A 25,186-nucleotide genomic window follows, 5' to 3' on the forward strand; every position below is an offset into this window, starting at 1 on the left:
TTTGAATTTCTTTTGATTTGTTATAAGTAACGCCCCTAATAAAAAAACAACAATCTTGAAAGGGTTTATGGGGGGGGGGGCATAACTCCTTTTAATTTATTATTTAAATTCATTTTTTTCCTTTGTATCCTTTTGTAATTTTCTTTAAACTAATTATTTTTTGATTTTATTTCACAGGCTACGAATTTTGGCAATTTCATCGCGCAATCTTGCGGCTTCTTCAAAATCAAGGCGTTTGGCACTCTCTTGCATTTTTTTATTCAATTCTTTAATGATGTTTTCGCGCTCAGTTTTGGGGATTTTGCTTTTTTTCAAAGCCTTTTCATAAAGTTTTGCATTCGCACTTGATTCTAAGCGTAATTCTTCTTCGACATTTCTAGCAACAGATCTTGGGATAATGTGATGGGCTTTATTAAACTCTTCTTGTTTGGCACGGCGATAATCAGTGATTTCCATCGCTTTTTTCATACTTTTAGTGATTTTTTTGGCGTATAAAAGTACTTTGCCGTTGATATTTCTCGCCGCTCTGCCCATCGTCTGTATCAGGCTCGTCTCACTACGCAAAAAACCTTCTTTATCTGCATCCATTATCGCCACTAAAGAAACTTCAGGTAAATCAAGCCCTTCACGCAATAAGTTGATACCAATGAGTATATCAAATTCCCCAAGCCTCAATCCTCTGATGATGTGGTTTCGCTCGATGGCATCAATCTCGCTATGCATATACTGCACTTTCAAACCCAAATCCGTATAATATTTACAAAGCTCTTCTGCCATTTTTTTGGTCAAAGTCGTGATTAATACCCGCTCTTTTCTTGCAACCACCTTTTTAATCTCATCATAGAGATTTTGAACTTGCGTATCGCTGTCCCTTACTTCATACATAGGATCAAGAAGACCTGTGGGGCGAATGATTTGCTCAGCGATATTGTTTTTGGAAAGCTTGATTTCAAGCTCTGCAGGCGTAGCAGATACAAAGAGATAATGGGGTGCTTTATGGATAAACTCATCAAATTTTAAGGGGCGGTTATCCAAAGCAGAGGGCAAGCGAAAGCCATATTCGACAAGCACGCTTTTTCGGCTCATATCCCCAGCATACATTCCGCCAAATTGCGGCAAACTTACGTGGGATTCATCAACAATCACTAAATAAGGTCTTCCTTTTTGAGCAAAATAATCCAACAAACTATAAGGCGTCTCGCCTGGTGCTTTGCCTGTAAGATGGCGCGCATAGTTTTCAATGCCTTTGCAAATCCCACTAGCCCCAATCATCTCTAAATCAAATTCCGTGCGGCTTTTGAGTCTGTTTGCTTCAATGATTTTGCCCTCTTTTTGAAAGAAAGCCAAACGCTCGCCCAATTCCTCTTCAATATTTTTAATCGCTAATGCCAAACGCTCTTGCCCGACGATAAATTGATTTGCAGCATATAAGACATAAGAATCAAGCTTTTTGATTTGGGTACGCTCGATATTATCAAAAACTGCAATCCTCTCAATCTCATCTCCAAAAAATTCAATGCGGATAAATTCGACTTCATTATAAGCAGGAAATATATCCACGCTTTCCCCGTGTGCCCTAAAACTTCCCCGATCAAAATAATTATCGTTTCTGCTGTAGCCCATATCTACAAGTTTGAGCAAAAATTCCTTATAATTGCGTCTTTGTCCGACCTCAACCTTTTCTATCATCGTAAGATATTCGTTTGGATTTCCCAAGCCGTAGTTAGCTGAAACACTTGCAACGACTATCACATCATCATAAGCAAGCAAAGAAGTTGTAGCTGAAAGCCTAAGCCTCTCTAAATCATCATTAATAGCGCTGTCTTTTTCGATAAAAAGATCGCGCCTAGGGATATAAGCTTCAGGCTGATAATAATCAAAATGAGAAATAAAATACTCGACGTGATTTTTTGGAAAAAATCCCTTAAATTCGCTATAAAGCTGGGCGCACAGGGTTTTATTATGGCTCATAATCAAAGTGGGCATATTGAGTTTGGCAATGATATTTGCCATCGTGTAGGTTTTTCCGCTACCTGTTACCCCAATAAGTGTCTGATAAGCATTGCCTTTTAGAATGCTCTGAGTAATCCTCTCAATCGCTTCAGGTTGATCTCCTGCGGGCGAATAAGCAGAATTAAGTATAAAATTTGCCATCACAATCCCTAAAAACAATAAAATATTTGTTACAATTATACTTAAATTCGAATGAATCGCAAAAATTACTTCAAGGAGTAAAAATGGCATTGATTGACAAATTGAGTGAAAAAATCGACCTTTTATTACAAAAAATCAAATCCCAAGAAAGTGAAAACGAACAATTACGCCTAAAAGTCACCACTTTGATGGCGCAAAGCGAAGAAAAAGACAGGCAAATCTCTTCGCTTTATGAAGAACTTGCCCTTAAAGAAAAAAGCGTTCAAGAGCTTTATGACAAAATCGCTGAAGTGCTGGAACAATGATTCAAGAATGCATTGAAAACATTGAAATCAAGATTTCAGGCAGAAAATTTCAAATCAAGCTTGATGGATTTACTCAAGAAGCAAAAGAAGAAATTACACAAACTTTTAATGATAAAAACATCGAACTCACAGAATTGCTCGAGATGCATTTGAATAAAATCCAAGAATATTCCATTCTCAATCAAAATCTAAAGAGCCTGCTCCAAAAAATCGCTCAATAAATGAACTATTATCAAATAGCCCCCTTAAAAACTAATTCCCCTATCTTAACCTATCAATCCGAAATTACCTTTCAAAAAGGTGATATCACACGCATACGGGTCAAAAACAAAGAAATGCAAGGCGTCATTTTAAAGACGTGTCAAAAGCCTGAATTTTCCTGCAAAGAGGCGTTTAAAACCTCTTGGTATTTTGGTTCTAATCAAATCATTTTGGCAGATTTCATCTCGCAATATTATTGCTGTAGTTATGGTCAGGCTTATGGGCTTTTTACTCCATTTGACAAAGAGGGGGATTTTAAAACCTTTCCTTTAGAGTCTTATTGTGCTAAAGAGCTAAATTCTAGTCAAAAAAAGGCTCTTGAAATTGCTCAAACTAAAGATTATAGCCTGCTTTTTGGAGACACAGGAAGCGGAAAAACTGAAGTTTATATCCATCTACTCATTGAAACACTTGCACAAAACAAAAACGCCATTTTTTTGATGCCTGAAATTTCCCTCACTCCTCAAATACAAACACGCCTTGAAAACGTTTTTGGCAATATCGTGGGAATTTGGCACAGCAAAATTTCAAGCAAGAAAAAAAAAGAAATGCTTGAAAAAATCAAAGAGGGCAGTATAAAAATCATTGCCGGAGCTAGAAGCGCACTTTTTTTGCCTTTGAAAAACTTAGGTCTTATTGTCGTTGATGAAGAGCACGATGATGCCTATAAATCCCAAACCAAGCCAAGATATAATGCTAGGGATATCAGTTTATACCTCGCCAACAAGACAAAAACAAAAATCATTTTAGGATCAGCAACTCCAAGCCTCACAACCTACCACAATGCAAAAAAAAACGACGCTTTGATACGCCTCAAAGGCAGACATTTTAATTCAAAAAAAGAAGTTTTTTTTGAAAAAATGCCCACGCAAATCACTCCTTTTATCCTGAAGCATTTAAAAGATATGTTAAGGCAAAAAGAACAGGCAGTCATATTTTTGCCCACTCGGGCAAATTTTAAAACTCTTTTATGTCAAGAATGCGGTCAAAGCGTGCAATGCCCTTTTTGTAGTATTGATATGAGCTTACATCTGGATAAAAAGATTCTTTCTTGTCATTATTGCAACTACACTCTACCCATTCCATCACAATGCCCCAATTGCAAAAGCCCCAATCTTTCGGCGCAACGACTTGGAACCGCTCAAGTGGCTATAGAACTTAAAGAGCTTTTGCCTGAAGCCTCTATCGGTATTTTTGACAAAGACCACACAAGCACCCAAAATAAGCTAAAAAAAATACTCAATGACTTCAACCATCAAAAAACCGATATTCTCATCGGAACGCAAATGATCAGCAAGGGTCACGACTACCATAACGTCAATTTAGCGATTATTTTAGGGATTGATCATCTTTTAAGAAGTGCTGATTATAGGAGCTATGAAAAAGCAGTTGCTTTAATGCACCAACTTGCAGGGAGAAGTGGCAGGAAAGAAAATGGCAAAGTGATTGTTCAAAGTCTCAATAGCGATTTTTTACAAACCTTTGCAGACAACTATGAAGATTTTTTAGATTTCGAGCTTTCACATAGATCGCATTCTTACCCGCCCTATTCCAAACTTGCCACAATCAATTTTTCAGATAAAGACGAAAAAAAAACCTTGCAAAATATGGATTTTATTTTAAAAATTTTGGAAAACAATAAAAACGAAGATATTGTAATTATAGGAGCAGGAAAATGTGCGATTGAAAAGATTGCTTCAAAATATCGGTATCAGATATTTCTCCGCTCTCTCTCTCATATCGCGATGATGAAAGTTCTACATTCAATCAGTTCTTATTCTGAAAAGATGGGGTTTGAGATTGATATGGACCCCATCAATATTTTATAGTTATTTCATCATTTCTTTATATGGACCAAAGAGATGTTGTTTTTGAGGGAATTTATCCAAATATGGTCCGGTAACAGCATCTACAGGCTTCACTCTTTTATCAGGGAAGTCTTTTTCTCCACCTTTTTTCACAGGACGTGGCTGGGAATTGATATAAGCAGCTACATCATAAGCTTCCTCATCTGTTAAATCAGGATTTCCTTGAGGCATATTGGCTTTAATATAAGCTGCAGCTTTTAACTCGCGATGCATTCCCGCACCGGTGTTATAGCTATCTTTACCCCAAAGCGGTGGGAAAATATAATAAGCTCCTTTAGCATCAGTATTTTTCATCCCTTGACCATCAGCTTGATGGCAAGCAACACATTTTTCATCATACACAACTTTACCTTTTTTAGGATCTGCGGCACGATCTAATAAAGCCATTTTAACCAAGCCTTGACCTTTCACTTTTGCCCCGACAGGAATCCCTTGAGAAAGCCACTGCATATAAGTTATCATTGCTTTCATTTCTTGTGAATTCAATGGCAAAGACTTGCCGTTCAAACTTCTTTGCATACATCCATTAATTCTATCTTCTAAAGTATTGATAGAATCACTTCTGGATCTGTATTGAGGGAATCTTCCCCAAATACCTACAAAAGCAGATTGAAATGGCTTTGTCCCGCCTGCAGCGTGACAGCTTGAACAAGATAAGTTATTCCCCGCATACCTTTTTTTAGGGTCTTTTGCTTGTGGTCCGATATATTTTGTGGTTTCATTTAAAATTTTATTCCCTAAAATAACCATTTCAGTATATTTTGACCCTTTTGGCATCTTGCTCTCATCAATATAGCCATCTTCTTGCATTGCAGCAGGCAACTTCCACTCCTGAACCGGCAAATCAATCCCCGTCGCCTCTTTCTCCTTCTCCAGATTCTTATCAAAGCCAAAACCCAAAACTCCTATTAAGGGTAAAAGCATCAAAATTTTTAATCTAGGTTGTCTCATTCTATCTCCTTTAATGTTTAGAATATACAATATTACTATTAAATAATTAAATAAAAATTAAAAACCTTTATTAAAAATGAATTAATCTTGATATTTATGATTGAAACCCCATATTTCTCTCACTATCAAAATTTCCGCTCTGCTCTCTTTTGATTTCTTCAATAAAATCTTCTTTTTGAAATACCGCATTAGCACGCACAGCAACTTTATAAGCGGTATTTTTAATCACTAAAGAAATCTGTCCCCCGCTCAAAGAATATTCTGCTAATTCCATCGCTAAAGAAGATATTGTATAAGGTTTTTGGTATGCGGCATTTTTAGGAAGATATTTTTTCCATAATGAGATTCTTTGCTCCAAAGAAGGTCTTTTGAATTCGATTTTATAATTAAATCTTCTTGAAAATGCTGAATCAATCGTTTCTAAAAGATTTGTAGTGGCAATTAAAATACCTTCAAATTTTTCAATCTGCTCTAAAAAAATATTTTGCATTTGATTGTGCATTTTTTCAACCCCGCTCCCGCTACTCACACGCGTACTGAGAAATTGATCAGCTTCATCTAGCAACAATATGGGATTATTCTTGAATTTTTGAGCGATTTCTTTATACCCATCAAATATCTTGCGAACATTTTTTTCTGATTCTCCTACATACATTGAGAGAATTTTAGAACAATCAAAACTAATCACAGGCTTTTTAAGACTTTTAGCAACTCCTAAAGCAGTGAGAGTCTTTCCCGTGCCTGCAGGTCCATAAAAGATAATCCGTGCATCAATTCCCTTGCCTTTTTCTTTCACGCCCCATTTTTTCAGGCGCGCAATGACTTTTGTATCCACTTGTTTCAAAAGAGCATCAAGCGTTTCTTTGGTCTTGGGAAACAAAATCACCTCATCAAGCCCGACTTTAGGCTCAAGGATCTCAAAAATTTCTTGTTCTTTGACTAAAGATTCCAAAGTAATTTTAGTCCTTTTCTTTTTTCGGTTGGGATGAACAATGATTTGCAAGATATCTTCAGGAATAAAAAATGTTCGGCTGATACCCCCAAAAGGGTTGAGCATTTCATCATAATCTACGAGATTTTTTTCAACTAGAGTGCTTTTTTCATCAAGAAGAGAGCGATTTTTAATGCGTTCATATTCATCTTGACTGACTAAATCTATCAAATTGTTCATATCGCGTAAATTGTCATCACCCCCAGAATATTCTTCTTTAAGCAATGCAAAAAAAATAATCTCTTCTTTGGAATTGAGCGCATTTTCTTTGATCAAGGTTTGAACCTGAATAGGGGTTTTGGTAATTTCTAATCGAGATAAAATCCTTTCTTCAAGCAATTTCAACCGATACTTTGTTCGAGACAGCGAGATAGAGGGGACTTTTTGAAAACCATAGCTAAGTTTTTGAAGCAAATCAATCCTTAAAAACTGATCTTTAAGATATTCCAAATGATCCTCATAAGGAATGATTTCAGGGAGTTCAAGATTTAATGAGCCATCTTCTAAAAGTTTTAAAAAACCTGGGCTTAAAGCGATATTTGCATTCAAAAGCTCCAAAATCGCAATTTCATTTGTTCTAGTTGCAATAAACCCGCTTTGTACTACCCATCCAAGCTCTAAAAGATTTTTGATTTTTGGAAGATGTTCAAGCATTGCAGCTTCTTTTTTATCAAAAACATTTTCAAGCAAACTTAAAACGTTAAATTCATCGCCCCCATTCAGCAAAGCCTTTGCCATATAACGTAAAATCTGCGCCTCAAGGATATCACATTTGAGATAAGGATAAATGGTCGATTTTGTAATATTTTTAGAATGAATAAAATCAATGTAATGTTTCAAAAACTCTTCCTTTTTATAAAACTGAAATTGCTGTTTTCAAAATACTCCGCCGGCTCCAAGTGGATAATAATTTCCCATTTTTTACTTGAATCAATCTTTTCAATCCTCCTTTCTATATCGTCAGAAATCCCGTGCGCAAGCAAAAGTGTAATTTGTTTATCAAATACCGCATAGAATACTACAAATACCCTTTCTCCGACAATGCGAGTTTTTAAATTATAATACCCCAAAATTGAGCTTGTATCAAGAATGTCTAAAATATGATTTTGGGTTTTTTCATCTAGCGCCCTATCAAGCAACATAAAAACACCCGATTTAATAATCTTAAAAGCCCCATATGCAATATAAGCTGCAATCAACATCCCAAGAATGGGATCTATGAGATAAAAACCACTCAACTCAATCACCACAAGCGAAACCAAAATTGCGCCATTGCTGAATAAATCGCTCTTATAATGCAAAGCATCAGCTTGAATCACTTCATTACCACTGATTTTGGCAACTTTGTTTAAAAAAAGTACTAAACAGCCCACGACGATTATACTCAATACCATCACCCAAATCGCAACCCCAGTATCGTTCAAAGAAATCTCAGAATTCAAACGGCTGACAGATTCATAAAAAATATAGCCCGCCGATCCCAATATGACCACTCCCTCAATTGTGGTAGCAATATATTGGATCTTCGTAAAGCCGTAATTAAAATTTTTATTAGCTGGTTTCTCTGCTTCCTTGAGTGCAAAATAATTAAACGCCGACATACATATATCAAGCAACGAATCAATCGCACTTGCCAAAACAACGATCGAACCGCTAGAGACTGCAACTCCAAACTTCACGATCACCAAAAAAGTTGAAGTGAGCGTAGCAATCATCGTTGCCTTTGAGGGAGTAAAAAACTTCATTTTGCGTATCTAGATACCTAAAAAAGACGGCTTAATTTGTTTTAGCATTTCCCAATCATCATAAATAATATCTGTTGTATCATAACCCATTGCTTTGGCTTTTTCTAGCAATTTTTCAATAGCTGACCTATCCAAAACTTTTCGGCTTAAAATCCAAAGATATTTTTTGTTCAAAGTACCGATCACAGCTTGGCTATAATCTTTATCAAGATACAATACCTCATAATTAGGCTTTCGCATCCAATCGGTAAAAAAACTAAAACTTACACTTAAAGAACGATTATCTGCTCCTACAATTTTTGCTTTTCCATCAGAAACATTAATTTTTCCTTGCTTTGTCACGCAAGAATTACGCACCTTTATTTTATAAGGCTTTCCGTCCTTGTATTCTATATCATTATAAAGAGCTTTTGAAGCTATGCATTTATTTTGAAAATAAAATGGTTTTCTAGCCATTTCCAACCACTCTCCGCCATATCTTTCAAGATCGATCATCCCGATTAACTCTAACATTTCTCTTCCTTATCTTGAATTTGATTTTTCCCTCTAGGGGTAAAAATAATAGGAGATCCTATAAAATTAAATTTTTCCCTCATAAAATTAACCAAATATCTTTTATAACTAAAATGCAAAGATTTTGGGCGATTCATCACTAAGGCGATTCTTGGGGGATGGGTATCATACTGAGTTGCGTAATAAATTTTTACGATCTTTCCGTGATCGCTTGGGAGAGGGTGACGTCTAGTTGCCTCTGAAATCGCTTCATTTAGAGTGCTTGTAGGAATACGATAAGAAAAAGACTCATAGACTTCCAATATCTTTTCTTTAAGCTCTCTGATATGCCTGCCATTCAAAGCACTCACAGTCAATACAGGTGCATATTCCAAAAATCTGAATTTTCTTTTTAACTCTGTAATAACTTCCTTGTATTCTGCACACCTGATATCCCATTTATTCAAGATTAAAATAACACCTAAAGCGTGTTTATCTACCAAAGAGCTAATTTTTTCATCAAGCTCGACAAAAGGCACACTTGTATCTAAGACAAGCAAAGCAATTTGACTCTTTTCTAATATTTTAGTCGTTCTATCCAGTGCATATTTTTCAATGCCCTCAATTTTTCCTCTTCGTCTGATTCCTGCCGTATCTACAAAACAAACCCTTTTATCCCCAATAAAAATCTCTTCATCGACAGGATCAATCGTTGTTCCTTCAGTTTCAGAAACGACACTCCTTTCTTTCCCGATAAGTGCATTCAATAAAGAGCTTTTCCCGACATTTACCCTCCCGATAATCCCGACTTGAATGATTTCCTCCATTGATTGATTATCTTCATTTTGAGCATTCTCCTCCTCTATGCTCTCAATAAAATCAAGGATATCTTCATTTTCTTCCTGCTTCTCATAAGATCCCTCACAGCGCAACCCCAACTCAAATAAAATCCCACTTATAAGTGCAGAAATGCCTCGATTATGGCTTACAGAAATGAAATAAGTTTCTTTTGCGCCAAGAGAGATAAATTCATAGGCAAATTGCTTTTCTTTGTCATTATCGACCTTATTGACGACTAAAAGGCATTTTTTATTGATCTTGCAGATTTCTCTAAAAAGTTTTTTATCATCATCTTGGGGAATAATCTTTCCATCTGTTATATAAAGCACAAGATCAGCTTCATTTGCCGTTTTTAAACTCAACTCCCTAATCCTAGAAAACAGCAAGGAACTCTGATCAAGTCCGCCAGTATCACAGATCTGAATTTGATTGCCTTCAAGGGAAATATTTTTTATATTCACATCTCTAGTGGTGCCTGAAATTTCTGAAGTGATGGCAATTCTCTCTTTGATCAAACGATTAAATAAAGAACTCTTCCCAACATTGGGTTTTCCTAAAATCGCAATTTTTTTCATAAACTTGCTTCTCTTTAATGATAATTTTCTTATAATTTTCAGGACTAGATTTATAGTTATTCAGTTATGTAATCATAACCAAAACTTTAAAACTTATAGGAGTTTTTGAATGAAAAAGGTTTTATCGGCATTAATTTTCTTTGCTATCTTAACAAATCTCGGATATGGAGAAGAAAACCAAAATACCCCAAACCCGCCTACAGAAAAAGAATCTATTGATCTTCCCATCATCAAAGCCCCCGTGCAAACAAGCATTTCAAATGAAAACTCCACTGACTCACCCTCAGACCATAAGGAACCTCAAAACACTTCTGCAAAAAAAATAAAACAACCCTCTTCAAAACCATCTCAAACCAAAAAAACTCCTGAACAAGAATTTCTCAAAGAAAATACCAAACCAAAAAAAGTAATTTTTATTCAAGAGGAATTCTATGAGCCGAAAAAAAATGAGCTTGTTTTAGAAAAAAAAGAAAAAGAACTTTTTTTAATCATCCATTCAAAAGAACTTCAAAAATTTATGGAAGGAGCCGTATATCAAACAAAACAACAGGTTCAAACCTTTGCCCTAGAAGATTCTTTCACTCAAATCACAAACATCAACGGCAAGATTTATGAATACAAATACGCTCAAAAATCTATCGATAGATACTCTGCCATCGCCCCTTATGAAAAGTATCCTCTCAAAAAGGTTTCTATAGACAGATATAGGATTATTATTGATAAAATCCCTCAAATATTTGATATAAAAGGATGTAAGATCGTCATCAAAAAAGAACTTTCAGGTACCCTCAATCAAAGGAAAGAAGTCATCATTAATCTAGATACTAAAAGAGAATTGAGAAATAATAGTCATTTTGTCTTATTTTTAGAATGCCCTAAATAAATGGCGACCCCTGGAAGATTTGAACTTCCGTTCCCACCTAGAAAGGGTGGTATCCTTGGCCACTAGATGAAGGGGTCGGAAAATTCTAAAAACAATAAAAATTAAAAAAACATAAGTTTGAATCAATTTAAAAGAAATGAAGTGGCGGAGCGGACGGGGCTCGAACCCGCGACCCCCTGCGTGACAGGCAGGTATTCTAACCAGCTGAACTACCGCTCCAGATATCCTGATGGTGGTCGCTACAAGACTCGAACTTGTGACATCTACCTTGTAAGGGTAGCGCTCTACCAACTGAGCTAAGCGACCAACTCGGATATTTCAAATAACAATATCGGGGAAATCGAGAATAAAAGTGGTGACCCCTAGGGGACTCGAACCCCTGTAGCCACCGTGAAAGGGTGGTATCCTAACCGCTAGATGAAGGGGCCACTTCTATTTATTAAAATTTAATGGTGACCCGTGTTGGATTCGAACCAACGGCCCATTCCTTAAAAGGGAATTGCTCTACCAACTGAGCTAACGGGTCATAGCATCTAATAAACTTTAAATAAATAATATATAAATCTATAAACGGTTATTTGTTTCTTCGTGAGATTTACTCTAACAAAAGAGCGAAATTATAATTTTTTTATATGGGTTTGTCAAGCTTTTTAGAGAAACTTTTAAAGAATTTTTGCCAACATTTCCAAGGCACTTGCACAACTCTGTTTTTGAATTTTCTGACGCCCTCCCTTAAATAAATACCTCTCAATAATCGCCAAATTCCCAACCTTTTGAACCCCTATATAAACTGTTCCCACAGGTTTTTCCAAGCTTCCCCCACTAGGTCCTGCGATCCCGCTTGTAGCAATCGCATAATCAACGCCAAAAACCTTCAGTGCTCCACTTAACATATCGCGCACTACAGGCTCACTGACTGCGCCATATTTTTCAAGCCACTCTGTTTTTACACCCAAGCACTTATGTTTGATGGCATTGCTGTAGCTGACAATGCCACCCTCATAAACATCTGAAACTCCTGATACTGATGTGAATTGATACGCCAAAAGCCCTCCGGTGCAACTTTCTGCGGTGGCGATTTTTTTATTACCTTTCTTTAAAATATCTATAATGGAGGCTGTCAAATTATCTGACTCGATTACTTTATCCCCAAAAACAGATTTGATGGATTCAAAAACCTTTTGAGTATCTTTCCCTTCCAATAAAATCTTCTCATTTTCAACCCGCATTCTTACATCAAACTTTTCGGCATAATGCTGGCATAATATCAGACTTGCCTCATTGTCAATTCCTAAAAAAGTCAAAAACTTTTTCATAAACGCCCCCTATTTCGATATAATCATTATATACACAAAGGAGATAAAATGTCAAAACAAAACCCTGTAATAACAATTCGTCCTGAATCTCAACCCAATGAAAAACACGTCTATAGGAAAAATAAAAAACTCAAAGAATGGTTTTATAACGAAGAAATCATCAAACTCCAAATTGAACTTGTAAAACTTCAAAATTGGGTCAAAAAAAACAACCAAAAAATCGTAATTATTATGGAAGGCAGAGATGGTGCAGGGAAGGGAGGTACTATCAAAGCTTTAACCGAACATTTAAATCCTAGAGGATGTCGCATTGTAGCGCTTCAAAAACCCACAGAGACCGAAAAATCTCAATGGTATTTCACACGCTATATTAGCACGCTTCCATCTGGAGGAGAAATTGTATTTTTTGACAGAAGTTGGTACAACCGAGCAGGAGTTGAAAAAGTAATGGGGTTTTGCACACAAGAAGAATATAAACAATTCATTTATCAAGTCTCAAACCTTGAGCAAATGCTCATCTCAAGTGGTACAATGATTTTTAAATATTTTCTCAACGTCAATCAAGAAGAGCAAAAACGCCGTATTAAAAGTCGCAAAACCGATCCGCTTAAAATATGGAAACTAAGCCCCATTGATTCCAAATCCCTTAGCCTATGGGACGAATACACAGAGGCATTTGAAAAAATGTTTTCAAGAACCCATACCCCCTATGCACCTTGGATTATGGTTGATTCTAACGATAAAAAAGCAGCTAGATTAAACATAGCAAGGGATTTATTAAGCAAAATCGATTATGAAAACAAAGATCCGCGAAATGTCTGTTTGCTTGCAGATCCCAAAATTATCCATCCTTATTCACAAAATCCTTATCAAGATGTTACAACCCTTTCGTAAGGATTTCCCACATTCTCTCCACGTCTTCATCACAAAAGTGCAGAGTGGTTTTTAAAGCAAGGAATTTTAAGATGTCACTTTTCTTAAATGTCTTGCCTCCGATACAAGTTGGGTGAGCAAATAAAAAAGCTCTCGCAAGACTGATTTGCTCTCCCGTCTTGCTCCCACAAATAAAACACCTTTCCCCCTTATCCCCCCTACCTTCAAAACTCAAAAGCTCCGCATACATTTCAAGCCCCACACGTAAAGGATTTTGTTTGGATAGCTTGATCGCACCATCTTGAAGCATATTGAAATAAAAACTATCAAGCTCATAAATATCAAAAAGATGTTTATTTAAAAGTCCAATGAACCTTTGCCAAATATATACTCTATCTAAATTATTTTCCCAAGGATACCCCAAATGCATTACATTTCTGAGCTTGGGTAGAAAAAATCCGTTTCCTTCTTCTTCAAAATCTATTTTTTTGCCCAAATGAATAATGCTGTGCCTAGCCCCATAAAATCGGTAAAGTCTCTTAATGCCAAAAGGTGTCAGAATATGCACGATCAAATCTTCGTTTTTTATTGGGATTGTATTTAAAATATATCCTTGCACACATTCTCCTGTTTAAAGTTTCGCTTAAAATAAAATCACTATAATGGCAATCTAGATTCAAAACAAGACCGCATTCAAGGATATTTTTTGAGCGATTTTATAGAAGCGTCGATTCAGGCTAGCCGACAAATCATCGAAATTTTATCACAACGAAAACTTGAATATATGCAAGAACATCAAATTGGAGCGGGTGGAGATGTTAGTCTGGGAGCGGATTTAATCAGTGAAGAAATTTTTACCAAGCATTTGCTACCCATAGCCAATATTGATTCTGAAGAATCAGGCTATATTCAGGGAAATGGGAAAAATGTCGTTGTTTTAGATCCCCTAGATGGAAGCGACAATTATATCTCAAATATTCCTTATTATGGTGCTTCAGTGGCTTTATGCGATGAAAGCGGACAAACCAAAGAGGCAATCATTATTAATTTTTGTTCCCAAACTGCTTATTTTGATCTTGGAGAGGGGATAAGATTTGTAAAGCTTTCTGATTGCCTCACAACACCAATCCCCCAAAGCAGTCTCCCTGCAAAATGCGGAATTTTTGAAAAAGCCTACTCAAACCCCGATCTTGCCACTAAACTTTTTGAACAAAAAATAAAATTTCGTTCGCTCGGAGCTAGTGCAATTTCGCTTGCTTACGCCCACTACGCCAATTTTATGCTTTTTGGAGGAAAAATAAGAAAATACGATTCCAAAGCTGGGCTATTTCTATGTAGGCATTTATGGATAAAAAGCTCTGAACACTTTTTACTCGTAAGCAGAAATAAGCAAATCTTTGATATGATTTTAAAAATTGCAAAAAAGGACTAGAAATGGGGTTTGCGGATTTTTTAAAAAATCTTAAAAAAGATGAAAGTAAATCAACGCAAAAAGATGCCTCTAGCCACTGGATAAAGTGTCCGAAATGTTCGGCTTTGATGTACTACAAGGAAGTTTTTTCCCAATCTCACATCTGCCCCAAATGCAACTATCACTTCAGAATATCTGCAAATGATCGCATTGCTCTTTTGTGTGATGAAGGAAGTTTTATAGAATATGACAAAACTCTTAAGCCCATTGACCCGCTGAATTTTGTCGATAAAGAAAGTTATAAACAAAGAATTAAAAAATATGAGGCAAAAACAGGACGCCCAAGTTCTGTAATATGTGGAGAAGCAACCATCAATCATATTCCACTTCAAATCGCAGTTTTTGATTTCGCCTTTATGGGGGGAAGTCTAGGATCTGTAGAGGGGGAGAAAATTGTACGTTCTATCAACCGAGCTTTGACAAAAAAACAAGCTTTACTGATCGTTTCTACAAGTGGTGGAGCAAGAATGCAAGAATCGACTTATTCTTTAATGCAAATGGCAAAAACTAGTGCCGCATTGAGCAAACTTACTGAAGCCAAACTACCTTTTATTTCCTTGCTGACAGATCCGACCTTTGGGGGAGTAAGTGCTTCTTTTGCATTTTTAGGTGATCTCATCATTGCAGAACCTGGAGCAATGATTGGCTTTGCAGGGGCTAGAGTCATCAAACAAACCATCGGTGCAGACTTACCCGAAGGTTTCCAAACGGCTGAATTTTTACTTGAACACGGTCTTATTGATATGGTCGTCCATCGAAAAGAGCTTAAAAAAACTTTAAGCGATTTAATCCTTATGCTCAACCCTCACTATGAAATGCAACCTATACTCGATCACTAAAACAAACCAAGAACTCAATCTTTTTGTACAGCACTACCAAAAGCAATGCAAACAATTTGGAGTAAATTTGATCGTTCAAGATATTATGAATGCCGAAATATCCAATGCCCAAAAAATTTCAGAAAAAAATGCCAAACAATCTTACACAAAAGCCTTTCAACCCTTTATGACAGAAGGTAAAAACATTGCTTTACATCCAAGAGGAAAAATACTTGACAGCATTGAATTCAGTGCTTTGTTTGAGAACCAAAGCAAAATCAATTTTTTTATCGGCGGAGCCTATGGATTTGAAGAAGATTTTCTAAAAAAATGCTTTCCTGTCAGCCTAAGCCTCCTAACTTTCAGCCATAAAATTGTAAAAATTATCTTATGTGAGCAAATCTATCGAGCTTTCAGCATCATAAACTGCCATCCATATCATAAATAAGGAGAATGAGTTGGACAATAAAAATCTCAAATTTTTTGAACGTATGCTAAAAGAAAGGCTTGAGGAGATAACTTCTAATATTAATCTGAGAAATACCAATTTAATAGAGTTATACGCTGCAAATTTAAAAGATCAGAGTGATATTGTCTCTGCAAATCTTCAAGGTGAGCTTGATTTTTTGATGATACAAAAACACGGGTTAGAATTAAAAGATATAATGCATTCATTGCAAAAAATCAAAAATAAAAGTTATGGGATTTGTGAAATGTGCGATGATGAAATCGATATTCAAAGATTAAAAGTTAAGCCACACGCCAAATACTGTATCAACTGTAGGGAATTGCACGAAAAGTCCAAAAACAGGGGTGAAAGATGAAATTCAAATATTATATTATTTTTGCTGTTTTATTCATCATTGCAGTAGGTATTTATATCTATAGTTTAGACTCAAGCACTTATACGCTATCCACGCCCCATCAATCGCAATCTGTAAATCTTCCTGTCGCTGTTTGGATTACAATTGTGATTTTAATATTTTTTGTTTTGTCTTTGATATTTTTTTTAGGCGAATGGATCAGAGGTTTGCTCGTCAAATACAATAACAACAGGGATTTCGAAAAAATTGTCAATCAAATCATTGAGCAAAACACCAAAAAAACATTTACAAAACAAAACTATAAAAATCAACACTATAGCTTTCTTTCAAAAATCTTGGCGCGATTTGAATTAAAACCAGACTTAAACACTCCTAAAAGCTCCTATGCCAAAATAGACAAGCTTTTTGAAACATATGATCAAGTCGAACAAGGCAATAATCAGGATTTAAAAAAATACGATTTATCTGAAGAAAATGAATTCTTCATTAAGAATACCCGTAATAAAATTCAAAAAGATCTTAAGTTTGCTTTGGAGATCCTCAAAGGAAGCCTCAATGTTGATTTTAAAAAATACGCTTTTACCCAGATCATTCAAAAAGGGAATGACAAAGAAATTCAAAAGGCTCTTGAGCTTTCTGGAGGGTTTTTGGATAAAGAAATGCTTCAAGAACTTTTTATCGCCTACTCTCAAAATCGCACAACACTTGAACGCAAAACCATTGCCGAATTATGCGAAAAAGCAAACTACGATCAAAACAATTACCTCAAACTTGCCAAAGAATCCAAGCCTTTTCTTTCACCAGATGTTTGGCTTAAGCTTTTTGAATACCTTGCTGACAAAAATGAAAAGGCTGAAAAAAGCTATCTTTACATACTCCTTAATTTGGAAATGATAGACCTTGTAAGCGAACGCTTAAGCACTTATTCAAAAAATGAATTTCCAATCATTAATGCTTATCTTGACCTTAAAAAAATCGGCAAAAACTACCCGCTTGAGATTTTTTTTGCAATGGATTCTTAAAATATTACAAATATTTAACAAAAACTCTCAAGATTTTTTATTGTCAAAATGATAGGCTTTTGGTTTTGAACATTTTCCATTTCCCCCACATCCGCACCCTTTTTTAGAAGAACTCTTTAAATTTAAAAGCTTATAAATCCCAAACAAAATAACTCCGGTTATTAAAATGATACCGACCCAATCAATCATTTGCATTCAAACCCTTTTTAAAAATAATTTTCGACCCTTTTCGCGCTAGAGTATATCACTTTTATACAACTTTTGATAGAATTCATAAACTTTACACAAATGAGGCAAAAATGGCAAATACAAATATTAAAAAAGTGGTTTTGGCATATTCAGGCGGGCTTGATACAAGCGTGATTCTAAAATGGCTTCAAGATAATTATCATTGCGAAGTCATCACTTTTACTGCCGACATCGGACAAGGCGAAGAAGTCGAACCTGCCCGAGAAAAAGCACAACAACTTGGCATTAAACCTGAACATATCTTCATAGAAGATCTAAAAGAAGAATTTGTACGCGACTACGTATTCCCAATGTTTCGTGCTAATACCATTTATGAGGGCGAATACCTTTTAGGAACAAGTATCGCACGCCCCTTAATCGCAAAAAGATTGGTCGAAATTGCCAAACAAGTCGGTGCAGATGCAATATCTCACGGGGCTACAGGCAAAGGAAACGATCAAGTTCGATTCGAACTTGGCGCCTATGCACTCAATCCTGATATTAAAATCATTGCCCCTTGGAGGGAATGGGATTTAAACTCAAGGGAAAAGCTTCTTGATTATGCCCAAAATTCAGGAATACCCATTGAAAAAAAAGGTAAAAAATCCCCGTATTCTATGGACGCTAATTTATTGCATATCTCTTATGAGGGGCAGATCCTTGAAGATCCTGCCGTTGAACCCCAAGAAGATATGTGGCGATGGAGCGTTTCTCCAATGAATGCTCCTGATACTCCTGAAGCCATCAGTATTGAATTTAAAAACGGCGATCCTGTGAGCATTAATGGTATTTCCTTAAGCCCAGCAAATCTCTTGGACAAACTCAATAAACTTGGAGGAAAACACGGGATTGGTAGATTGGATTTGGTAGAAAATCGCTATGTCGGTATGAAATCAAGAGGATGTTATGAGACTCCAGGCGGAACCATTTTACTCAAAGCCCACCGTGCTATCGAATCAATTTGCCTAGACCGAGAAGAAGCACATTTAAAAGATGAATTGATGCCAAAATATGCTTCATTGATTTATAATGGCTATTGGTTTTCTCCTGAGAGAAAAGCACTCCAAGCCCTCATAGATAAAACACAAGAAAATGTTGCAGGCAAAGTAACCCTCAAACTCTACAAAGGCAATGTTATCATCACTGGAAGAGAATCTAAAAATTCTTTGTTCAATCAAGCTTATAGCACCTTTGAAGAAGACAATGTTTATAATCAAAAAGATGCAGCAGGATTTATCAAACTCAATGCCTTGCGTTTCATCATCGCAGGAAAAGCTAAAAAATAGCTCCTGTTTTTTTTAAACAGGACAAAATCCTTTAAAAACACAAATTTGAAAACTTTAAAAGGTTTTTGTGACCAAAAATCTTAAAATAGCACAATGATTTTTATATCCAAACTCACGTTCCCACACTTATCTCATAAAGCTTTTTTCTTTCGCTTGAACTTGCTATATTGAGTTGTTTTCGATATTTTGTAATTGTTCTTCGAACCATTTTAAGCTGGAATTTTTCTTCAATAAGCCGTAGGATTTTCAGATCACTCAAAGGCTTTTTTTGATTTTCATTTTTAATGAGTTCGCTGATAAAATCCTTGATAGAGGCATTTGAAGTATCTCCATCAATTGCAGTTGTAAAAAAGCTTTTAATCGGCAAAATTCCCCTTGAACATTCAAGATATTTGTTTGAAATCGCTCGTGAAATAGTACTTGGAGCGTGTCCGAATTCATCTGCAATATCTTTAAGCTTCATTGGTTTGATTTCTCCGCCTTTGAAAAAATCATATTGATATTCCACAATCATCAAGCCAATTTTTTGAATCGTCTGTTTGCGCATATCTAAAGCATCAATCAAATCTCTTGCTTCTTTCAATTTATTCTTTAAATATTGCCCAGAAGTTTTAACCTTAATATCTTCAATAATCACACTCGGATAATACTCATCATTAAGCCGAACTTGTATTTCTCCACCATCTTCAATCACCAAAATATCAGGAATCACAAAGGGATCTTTTTGAAAAAAAGCTAAAGCGGGAGGGTTTTTAAAAGTTCTAATCACTTTCATCGCTTCTAAATAATCTTTTAAAGTGCTATAGTTTTTGTGGTTGGATAAATCATTGATGATTTTCACGCACAAAGAATAAACATCATCAGAAATCTCTGAATGATCTTGGAGCTGGAACAAAAATGACTCAATGAGGTTTTTTGCCCCTACGCCTTTGGGTTCAAGATAGGCAAATCTTTGCCTCACTTTTTGATATTCTTCAAGCCCAATTCCCAAACTCTGAGCGCGTTCTTTCTCATCTGCTTCAAAATACCCCTCTTCATCGATATTATCAATAATATCCAAAGCAATATTCACAGAAATTTGAGTCGGAAAAAGTGGGGGCAGAAGCTGATCAGCAAGGGTTTCATAAAGACTCTTTTCATAAATACTTAAAGACTCTATTTTGTCACTGATAGAATTTTTTGCAGGAGAATTAGGATAGGGTTTCTTAAGTTTGGAACTAAAATCTCTTACAATTGAACTTTGAAGAGTGACATAAGGATTTTCCTTAGCATATTCATTGATTGTTTCTTCCATATCAAAAACATTGCTTTGAAGAATAGGCAACCAACTTTTAAGTGTCGTGGAAAGCTTATTTTTAATGCTTGTATTCTGACGTAGTCTAGCCCCTTGCGCCATCGTTATACCTTAAAGTTTTCGCCCAAATAATATTTTCTCACCAAAGGATTTTCATAAATCTGTTCGCTATTCCCGCTTGCAAGCAATGACCCGCTTTTGATGACATAAGCCCGATGGCAGACTGAGAGCGTTTCTCTGACATTATGATCAGTGATGAGCACACCAATATTTAAAGACACTAATTGCTCAATAATCTTTTGAATATCAATGACTGCAATGGGATCAACGCCAGCAAAAGGCTCATCAAGCAAAATAAACTTAGGATCTTTGATTAAAGCCCTAGCAATCTCTACTCTTCTTCTTTCACCCCCGCTTAAAGATATCCCCTTGCGGTGGCGTATAGGAGCAATGTTAAAGGCTTCAAGCATTTGTTCGATTTTATTTTGAGCTTCCTTAGAATTCCTGAAAGAAGTTTCTGCTGCCAAAGCCAAATTATCCTCCACACTCAATTCTTTAAAAATACTCGACTCTTGGGGCAAATACCCGATTCCCATATTCGAACGCTTGTGTAAAGGATAACCTGAAAGATCAATATCATTAAGAAATACTTTTCCCCCACTAGGTTGCAATAACCCACATATCATATAAAAAGTAGTCGTTTTTCCCGCCCCATTGGGACCTAAAAGACCTACAACCTCCCCACTTGAAACCTCAATGGAAACATCATAAACAATTTTTGTCTTTTTGATTTGTTTGCTAAGATTTTGAGCTTTGAGCTTATTCATTAAAAATCCTATAAATTCGATCATTTTCACGCTTATACAATTCAATCACACAAACATCATACCCATTTTCTCTAAGCAACACTTCTAAAGTCTCATCTCCCCATTCCACAAAATGCGTCCCCTCATTTTCAAGCCACTCCAAAAGCCCCAAAGCAAGCAAATCTTTCAAAGTTCGATTATAGAGATCATAATGATAAATATCGCCATATTGATGCATCACACTAAAAGTAGGGGAAGTCACCATCTCATTGGGATAAATCGACTCACTATAAGTACGTACAAGACTTGTTTTACCACTCGCCAAATCACCCCGCAATAAAAAAACTTTATTAGCATTTAAAGCAATCTCTTTCAAATATTTGGTGACAATAAAAATATTCTCAAGATCAGCACAAATTTCTTTCACAAATCCTTCTTTTCATCCTCTAAAATTATCATCTTCGTTGCCCCTAAATGGACTTTAATATTTTCGACAAGCTCCTTATTTTCTTCTAAAAAAATTTCGTGTGGGGCTTTTAAGACAGGTTTTTGAGAAACCTCATCGGTCTTTTTCTGAAATTCTGCCTCAAAATTTTGATCTCGTGAAACTTTTTGCTCAAGAATAGGTTTTTCTTGAATGGGAATATTTTCAGATTGATTTTCCAAAAAAACGGGATCTTCTTGAACGTCTTGAATCGAATTGATTTTAGTCAAAACCCCATAAATTTCTTGAACCATCATTTTAATATGGGAATAATTTTGCACAAGCATTGTCCGTTCTTCGCCACTAGCCTTAGATTTCCAACTTAAAACAGAATTTTCAAAAGATACAAAAGCAATATTTTTTTCAAAAATCTCCCCAAGTCTTTTGTTGCGATCATAGATTTTAACAATCAAAGATTCAAATAAGTTCTCTCTCAAAGCAGTTTTACCACAAGATAAGGCACTCTCTTCAGGTTTTGGAGAAGAAATATTTTTTGGACTTGAAACCAAAGGCTGGGACACTAACCCTTGAGATGAAAAAAGATTGGATTCCAACTCTCTAATCATTGAATCAATATCTCTGACTTTCATCGCTTCTCGCATTTTCAAACTCATTAGCAATAAAACAAAACTTCCTTCAGAATTCAGATTGAGTAAAAACTTACTTTCAGTCAAAATACGCAAAAACCTATCAACAAGAACAACCGGAAAATCTTTATCTTTGGAACGTAAAGCCTCTTTTAAAAACAATGTCATTTCATCAACAATCATCTCGCATTCATATTCTTCCAACAAAGATAAGATTTCTTCAAGCTTTGCTTCATCAGATTGAAAAATCGAGTTAAAAAACTCCCTAAGCGTATAAGGATCGACCACCCCTAACATTTCAGTGATTTTAGCAGTCGTAATATGTTTATTGCAAAAATTAATCGCTTGATCAGCAATGGTAAGCGTATCTCTCAAACTTCCCGAACCGCTTCTAGCAATAATTTCCAAAGCCTCTGGCTCATAACTAACGCTTTCTTTATCTAAAATATTGGCAATATGGGCAACAACGGCTTTATGAGGAATCTTTTTAAATCTGAAGTGTTGTGTTCTACTCAAAATAGTCGCAGGGAGTTTGAGAGGATCAGTGGTTGCCAAGATAAACTTTACATAATCAGGCGGCTCCTCAAGTGTCTTTAAAAGCGCATTAAAAGCTTCTTTTGTGAGCATATGGACTTCATCAATGATAAAGATCTTATATCTCCCGTAGCTAGGACGATATTTAGTTTGTTCAATCAGATCTCTGATATCATCAATCTTTCTGCTAGAAGCCGCATCCATCTCAATAATATCAAGATGGCGATTTTCAAGTGCGGCTTTGCAATTATCACACTCGCCACACGGTGTGCTTGTAGGACCCTTTTCGCATTGAAGTGCGCGTGAGAAAATTCTTGCCGAACTCGTCTTCCCGCTCCCACGAAGTCCGCTAAAAAGATATGCGTGAGAAATACGCGAATGATCAAGCGCTAAAGATAGCGTCTGAGAAACGCTCTCTTGTCCGATGAGATCGCTGAATTGAGTCGGACGATATTTCAATGCCAAAGCAAGAGCCATTATGCACCTTTTAAATTTTTGTATAATATTATATTTTATATCATTTTACCTATGAAACAAATCAAAATACAGCATAAAATTTTAAGCTTGTCATAGAATGTCGTAAAAGAGATTAACCATAATTTAAAAGCAAGCATAAATATAATCACAAGATTGGGAAAAAACAAAAAAATTGCTACAAAATCGTATTTTTGATAATAAAGAATTTTTTCAAAAAATATTTTATAGGCTTAAATACAACTTTAATTATCAAATAAAGACATTTAAAACATTTCCAAAAGTCTCAAATAGAAACAATACGAAATAACAAGAAAAAAATTTCATAATTTTCTTGCATAAAAACATTGGTTATTGTTAAAATCCAAACTCATACAAATTTTAATACCTCAAAAGGAACAAGAATGAAAAAATTTTTCGCTCAATCTCTAGCGTTCATATTTTTTATAGGTTTTCTTCAAATATTAAGTGCAGCTGCTTACCCGCCGATAAAAGACACAACCACAGGACTTGCCATTTCCAGCAATGAATTGGCAAATAAAATCGGTAAAGATGTCCTCAATAAAGGCGGTAATGCAATTGATGCTGCTGTCGCTGTGGGATATGCACTCGCAGTTGTCCATCCTGCAGCAGGCAATATAGGTGGAGGCGGATTTGCCGTGATTCACTTGGCAAATGGGGAAAATATCACGCTTGATTTTAGAGAAAAAGCCCCTCTGAAAGCCACAAAAGATATGTACTTGGATAAAAAAGGCAATGTCATCCCTGAGGCAAGCACAATCGGATATCTTGCTGCTGGAGTTCCTGGAACCGTCGCAGGAATGAGTGCAATGCTTGAAAAATATGGTACAAAAAAACTTTCTGAGCTTATCGCACCCGCCATTGAACTTGCTCAAAAAGGTTTTGTCATTACCCAAAGACAAGGGGAGACAATGGCTGAAGCCAAAAAAGATTTTTCAAAATTTGCCTCAAGCAAAAAATATTTTCTCAAAAAAGATGGTAGTTCTTATAAAGAAGGCGACATATTTGTTCAAAAAGACTTAGGCAAAACATTAGAACTTATCCAAAAAGAGGGGTCAAAAGCTTTTTATCACGGCAAAATAGCTGATCTTATAGTCAAAGATATGGCAAAAAATGGCGGGATTATTAGCAAAGAAGACTTGGCAAACTATAATGTAGTCTGGAGAAAGCCTGTGATTGGCAACTATAGAGGCTATGAAATCGTATCAATGGCTCCACCTAGTTCTGGCGGAACCCACATCATTGAGATCCTTAACGTGATGGAAAATGCTGACATCGGAGCGCTTGGCTTTGGATCAAGCAAAACTATCCATATTATGGCTGAAGCAATGAGACAAGCTTATGCAGATAGATCAGTTTTTATGGGGGATCCTGATTTTATAAAAGTCCCTGTTGCAAAACTCATAGACAAAGCCTATGCAAAAAAGATTTATCAAAATATTTTGCCTAATGCTGCTACCCCAAGTTCCAAAATCAACCCAGGTTTAGGGCAAATCCACGAAGGACATAATACAACCCATTATTCTGTAGCCGACAAATGGGGAAATGCTGTCAGTGTTACCTATACCATCAATGCTTCTTATGGCAGTGCCGCCGCAGTTGATGGAGCTGGATTTTTACTCAATAACGAGATGGATGATTTTTCTATCAAACCTGGAACGCCCAATCTCTATGGTCTTGTAGGGGGAGATGCCAATGCGATAGAACCGAACAAAAGACCTCTAAGCTCTATGTCTCCAACTATTGTCCTTAAAGACGGAAAACTCTTTATGGTAGTGGGGAGTCCTGGAGGCGCAAGGATCATTACAACCGTTTTACAAGTCATTAGCAATGTGATTGATCATAAAATGGATATTTCTGAAGCCATAGAAGCTCCTAGATTTCATATGCAATGGCTTCCAGATGAAATCAGGATTGAAAAATACGGGATGGTTCAAGATGTCAAAGATAATCTCAAAAAAATGGGATATCAAATCGTTACAAAACCCGTGATGGGAGATGTCAATGCAATTGTTATTGATCCCAAAACCCATATTATGTATGGTTCGGGTGATCCTAGAAAAGAGTTTTAAACTCTTTGGGA

25 protein-coding genes and 5 tRNA genes are annotated in these 25,186 nt (G+C 36.0%); 12 read left to right on the plus strand and 18 right to left on the minus strand.

Features of this window, described 5'->3' with window-relative positions; all coding sequences use genetic code 11:
- Nucleotides 1–171: 171 nt before the first annotated feature.
- Complete coding sequence (uvrB, locus tag BKH41_RS07410; RefSeq protein ID WP_095298722.1) at nt 172–2,154, minus strand: excinuclease ABC subunit UvrB; 1,983 nt, start codon at nt 2,152–2,154, stop codon at nt 172–174.
- Nucleotides 2,155–2,237: 83 nt separating this feature from the next.
- Between uvrB and BKH41_RS07415 the strand changes: the two genes are divergently transcribed.
- The 3 genes from BKH41_RS07415 to BKH41_RS07425 are packed head-to-tail and all read left to right on the plus strand — an operon-like array spanning nt 2,238 to nt 4,549.
- A complete protein-coding gene (locus BKH41_RS07415) occupies nt 2,238–2,459 on the plus strand; it encodes a DUF904 domain-containing protein (protein WP_095298577.1) in 222 nt (73 codons plus the stop codon).
- A complete protein-coding gene (locus BKH41_RS07420) occupies nt 2,456–2,680 on the plus strand; it encodes a hypothetical protein (RefSeq protein ID WP_095298579.1) in 225 nt (74 codons plus the stop codon). Before BKH41_RS07415 ends, BKH41_RS07420 begins: the two co-directional genes overlap by 4 nt.
- Nucleotides 2,681–4,549, plus strand: a complete 1,869-nt coding sequence (locus tag BKH41_RS07425) for a primosomal protein N' (protein ID WP_095298581.1) — start codon at nt 2,681–2,683, stop codon at nt 4,547–4,549.
- On the opposite strand, the gene BKH41_RS07430 is transcribed toward BKH41_RS07425, so the two are convergent.
- The 5 genes from BKH41_RS07430 to der form a co-directional block, all read right to left on the minus strand.
- On the minus strand, nt 4,550–5,539 hold the full coding sequence (locus BKH41_RS07430) for a c-type cytochrome (RefSeq protein WP_095298583.1): 990 nt from the start codon (nt 5,537–5,539) through the stop codon (nt 4,550–4,552).
- Nucleotides 5,540–5,633: 94 nt separating this feature from the next.
- Nucleotides 5,634–7,370 carry an ATP-binding protein gene (locus BKH41_RS07435; protein WP_095298585.1) on the minus strand — a complete coding sequence of 579 codons (1,737 nt, stop codon included), beginning with the start codon at nt 7,368–7,370 and terminating at the stop codon, nt 5,634–5,636.
- Nucleotides 7,367–8,275, minus strand: coding sequence for a cation diffusion facilitator family transporter (locus tag BKH41_RS07440; protein WP_095298587.1), 909 nt, complete (start codon nt 8,273–8,275; stop codon nt 7,367–7,369). The genes BKH41_RS07435 and BKH41_RS07440 overlap by 4 nt, the downstream gene beginning before the upstream one ends.
- Before the next feature lie 9 nt (nt 8,276–8,284).
- The gene (locus BKH41_RS07445) at nt 8,285–8,788 is read right to left on the minus strand and encodes a lipocalin family protein (RefSeq protein WP_095298589.1); all 504 of its coding nucleotides are present in this window, start codon (nt 8,786–8,788) and stop codon (nt 8,285–8,287) included.
- Nucleotides 8,782–10,182 (minus strand): ribosome biogenesis GTPase Der, encoded by a 1,401-nt coding sequence (der, locus tag BKH41_RS07450; protein WP_095298591.1) that lies wholly within the window; start codon nt 10,180–10,182, stop codon nt 8,782–8,784. Before der ends, BKH41_RS07445 begins: the two co-directional genes overlap by 7 nt.
- 109 nt (nt 10,183–10,291) lie before the next feature.
- Between der and BKH41_RS07455 the strand changes: the two genes are divergently transcribed.
- Entirely contained in the window at nt 10,292–11,065 is a 774-nt protein-coding gene (locus tag BKH41_RS07455) for a cell surface protein (RefSeq protein ID WP_095298593.1), read from the plus strand.
- Nucleotide 11,066: 1 nt separating this feature from the next.
- Here BKH41_RS07455 and BKH41_RS07460 read toward each other — a convergent pair.
- From BKH41_RS07460 to BKH41_RS07485, 6 genes are all read right to left on the minus strand, one after another.
- A tRNA-Glu gene (locus BKH41_RS07460) sits at nt 11,067–11,142 on the minus strand.
- 65 nt (nt 11,143–11,207) lie between these two features.
- Nucleotides 11,208–11,284: transfer RNA gene (locus BKH41_RS07465), tRNA-Asp, on the minus strand.
- An 11-nt stretch (nt 11,285–11,295) separates the two neighbouring features.
- Nucleotides 11,296–11,371, minus strand: a tRNA-Val gene (locus tag BKH41_RS07470).
- 47 nt (nt 11,372–11,418) lie between these two features.
- Nucleotides 11,419–11,493, minus strand: a tRNA-Glu gene (locus tag BKH41_RS07475).
- Between the two features lie 22 nt (nt 11,494–11,515).
- Nucleotides 11,516–11,591, minus strand: a tRNA-Lys gene (locus BKH41_RS07480).
- A gap of 136 nt (nt 11,592–11,727) precedes the next feature.
- Nucleotides 11,728–12,381 carry a CinA family protein gene (locus BKH41_RS07485; protein WP_095298594.1) on the minus strand — a complete coding sequence of 218 codons (654 nt, stop codon included), beginning with the start codon at nt 12,379–12,381 and terminating at the stop codon, nt 11,728–11,730.
- A 48-nt stretch (nt 12,382–12,429) separates the two neighbouring features.
- On the opposite strand from BKH41_RS07485, the gene ppk2 reads away from it, so the two are divergent.
- Complete coding sequence (gene ppk2, locus BKH41_RS07490; protein WP_095298596.1) at nt 12,430–13,275, plus strand: polyphosphate kinase 2; 846 nt, start codon at nt 12,430–12,432, stop codon at nt 13,273–13,275.
- Here the strand turns inward: ppk2 and recO are convergent.
- Nucleotides 13,259–13,873 (minus strand): recombination protein RecO, encoded by a 615-nt coding sequence (gene recO, locus BKH41_RS07495; protein ID WP_095298599.1) that lies wholly within the window; start codon nt 13,871–13,873, stop codon nt 13,259–13,261. The genes ppk2 and recO overlap by 17 nt on opposite strands.
- An 87-nt stretch (nt 13,874–13,960) precedes the next feature.
- Between recO and BKH41_RS07500 the strand changes: the two genes are divergently transcribed.
- From BKH41_RS07500 to BKH41_RS07520, 5 genes are read left to right on the plus strand one after another with little or no spacing between them, the layout of a single operon-like run.
- Nucleotides 13,961–14,686, plus strand: coding sequence for an inositol monophosphatase family protein (locus tag BKH41_RS07500; protein WP_095298601.1), 726 nt, complete (start codon nt 13,961–13,963; stop codon nt 14,684–14,686).
- A gap of 2 nt (nt 14,687–14,688) precedes the next feature.
- On the plus strand, nt 14,689–15,564 hold the full coding sequence (gene accD, locus BKH41_RS07505) for an acetyl-CoA carboxylase, carboxyltransferase subunit beta (RefSeq protein WP_095298603.1): 876 nt from the start codon (nt 14,689–14,691) through the stop codon (nt 15,562–15,564).
- Nucleotides 15,536–15,991, plus strand: a complete 456-nt coding sequence (gene rlmH, locus BKH41_RS07510; RefSeq protein ID WP_095298605.1) for a 23S rRNA (pseudouridine(1915)-N(3))-methyltransferase RlmH — start codon at nt 15,536–15,538, stop codon at nt 15,989–15,991. The genes accD and rlmH overlap by 29 nt, the downstream gene beginning before the upstream one ends.
- 10 nt (nt 15,992–16,001) lie before the next feature.
- Nucleotides 16,002–16,367, plus strand: coding sequence for an RNA polymerase-binding protein DksA (gene dksA, locus BKH41_RS07515; protein ID WP_257875441.1), 366 nt, complete (start codon nt 16,002–16,004; stop codon nt 16,365–16,367).
- Complete coding sequence (locus BKH41_RS07520; protein WP_095298606.1) at nt 16,364–17,389, plus strand: hypothetical protein; 1,026 nt, start codon at nt 16,364–16,366, stop codon at nt 17,387–17,389. Before dksA ends, BKH41_RS07520 begins: the two co-directional genes overlap by 4 nt.
- Nucleotides 17,390–17,416: 27 nt before the next feature.
- On the opposite strand, the gene BKH41_RS09830 is transcribed toward BKH41_RS07520, so the two are convergent.
- Nucleotides 17,417–17,584, minus strand: a complete 168-nt coding sequence (locus BKH41_RS09830) for a hypothetical protein (RefSeq protein ID WP_180762776.1) — start codon at nt 17,582–17,584, stop codon at nt 17,417–17,419.
- A 104-nt stretch (nt 17,585–17,688) separates the two neighbouring features.
- On the opposite strand from BKH41_RS09830, the gene BKH41_RS07525 reads away from it, so the two are divergent.
- Nucleotides 17,689–18,903 (plus strand): argininosuccinate synthase, encoded by a 1,215-nt coding sequence (locus BKH41_RS07525; RefSeq protein ID WP_095298608.1) that lies wholly within the window; start codon nt 17,689–17,691, stop codon nt 18,901–18,903.
- A 112-nt stretch (nt 18,904–19,015) separates the two neighbouring features.
- Here the strand turns inward: BKH41_RS07525 and BKH41_RS07530 are convergent, their stop codons facing one another.
- From BKH41_RS07530 to BKH41_RS07545, 4 genes are read right to left on the minus strand one after another with little or no spacing between them, the layout of a single operon-like run.
- On the minus strand, nt 19,016–20,299 hold the full coding sequence (locus BKH41_RS07530) for an RNA polymerase factor sigma-54 (RefSeq protein WP_095298610.1): 1,284 nt from the start codon (nt 20,297–20,299) through the stop codon (nt 19,016–19,018).
- A gap of 2 nt (nt 20,300–20,301) precedes the next feature.
- Complete coding sequence (gene lptB, locus BKH41_RS07535; RefSeq protein ID WP_095298612.1) at nt 20,302–21,024, minus strand: LPS export ABC transporter ATP-binding protein; 723 nt, start codon at nt 21,022–21,024, stop codon at nt 20,302–20,304.
- Nucleotides 21,017–21,430: a tRNA (adenosine(37)-N6)-threonylcarbamoyltransferase complex ATPase subunit type 1 TsaE gene (tsaE, locus tag BKH41_RS07540; protein ID WP_095298614.1), complete on the minus strand. Its 414-nt coding sequence runs from the start codon at nt 21,428–21,430 to the stop codon at nt 21,017–21,019. Before tsaE ends, lptB begins: the two co-directional genes overlap by 8 nt.
- Nucleotides 21,427–23,085, minus strand: coding sequence for a DNA polymerase III subunit gamma/tau (locus BKH41_RS07545; protein ID WP_180762777.1), 1,659 nt, complete (start codon nt 23,083–23,085; stop codon nt 21,427–21,429). The genes tsaE and BKH41_RS07545 overlap by 4 nt, the downstream gene beginning before the upstream one ends.
- 401 nt (nt 23,086–23,486) lie before the next feature.
- On the opposite strand from BKH41_RS07545, the gene ggt reads away from it, so the two are divergent.
- The gene (gene ggt, locus BKH41_RS07550) at nt 23,487–25,175 is read left to right on the plus strand and encodes a gamma-glutamyltransferase (RefSeq protein ID WP_095298618.1); all 1,689 of its coding nucleotides are present in this window, start codon (nt 23,487–23,489) and stop codon (nt 25,173–25,175) included.
- Nucleotides 25,176–25,186: the final 11 nt, after the last annotated feature.

Origin of the sequence: Helicobacter sp. 12S02232-10, assembly GCF_002272895.1 — a bacterium.
GTDB lineage: Bacteria > Campylobacterota > Campylobacteria > Campylobacterales > Helicobacteraceae > Helicobacter_J.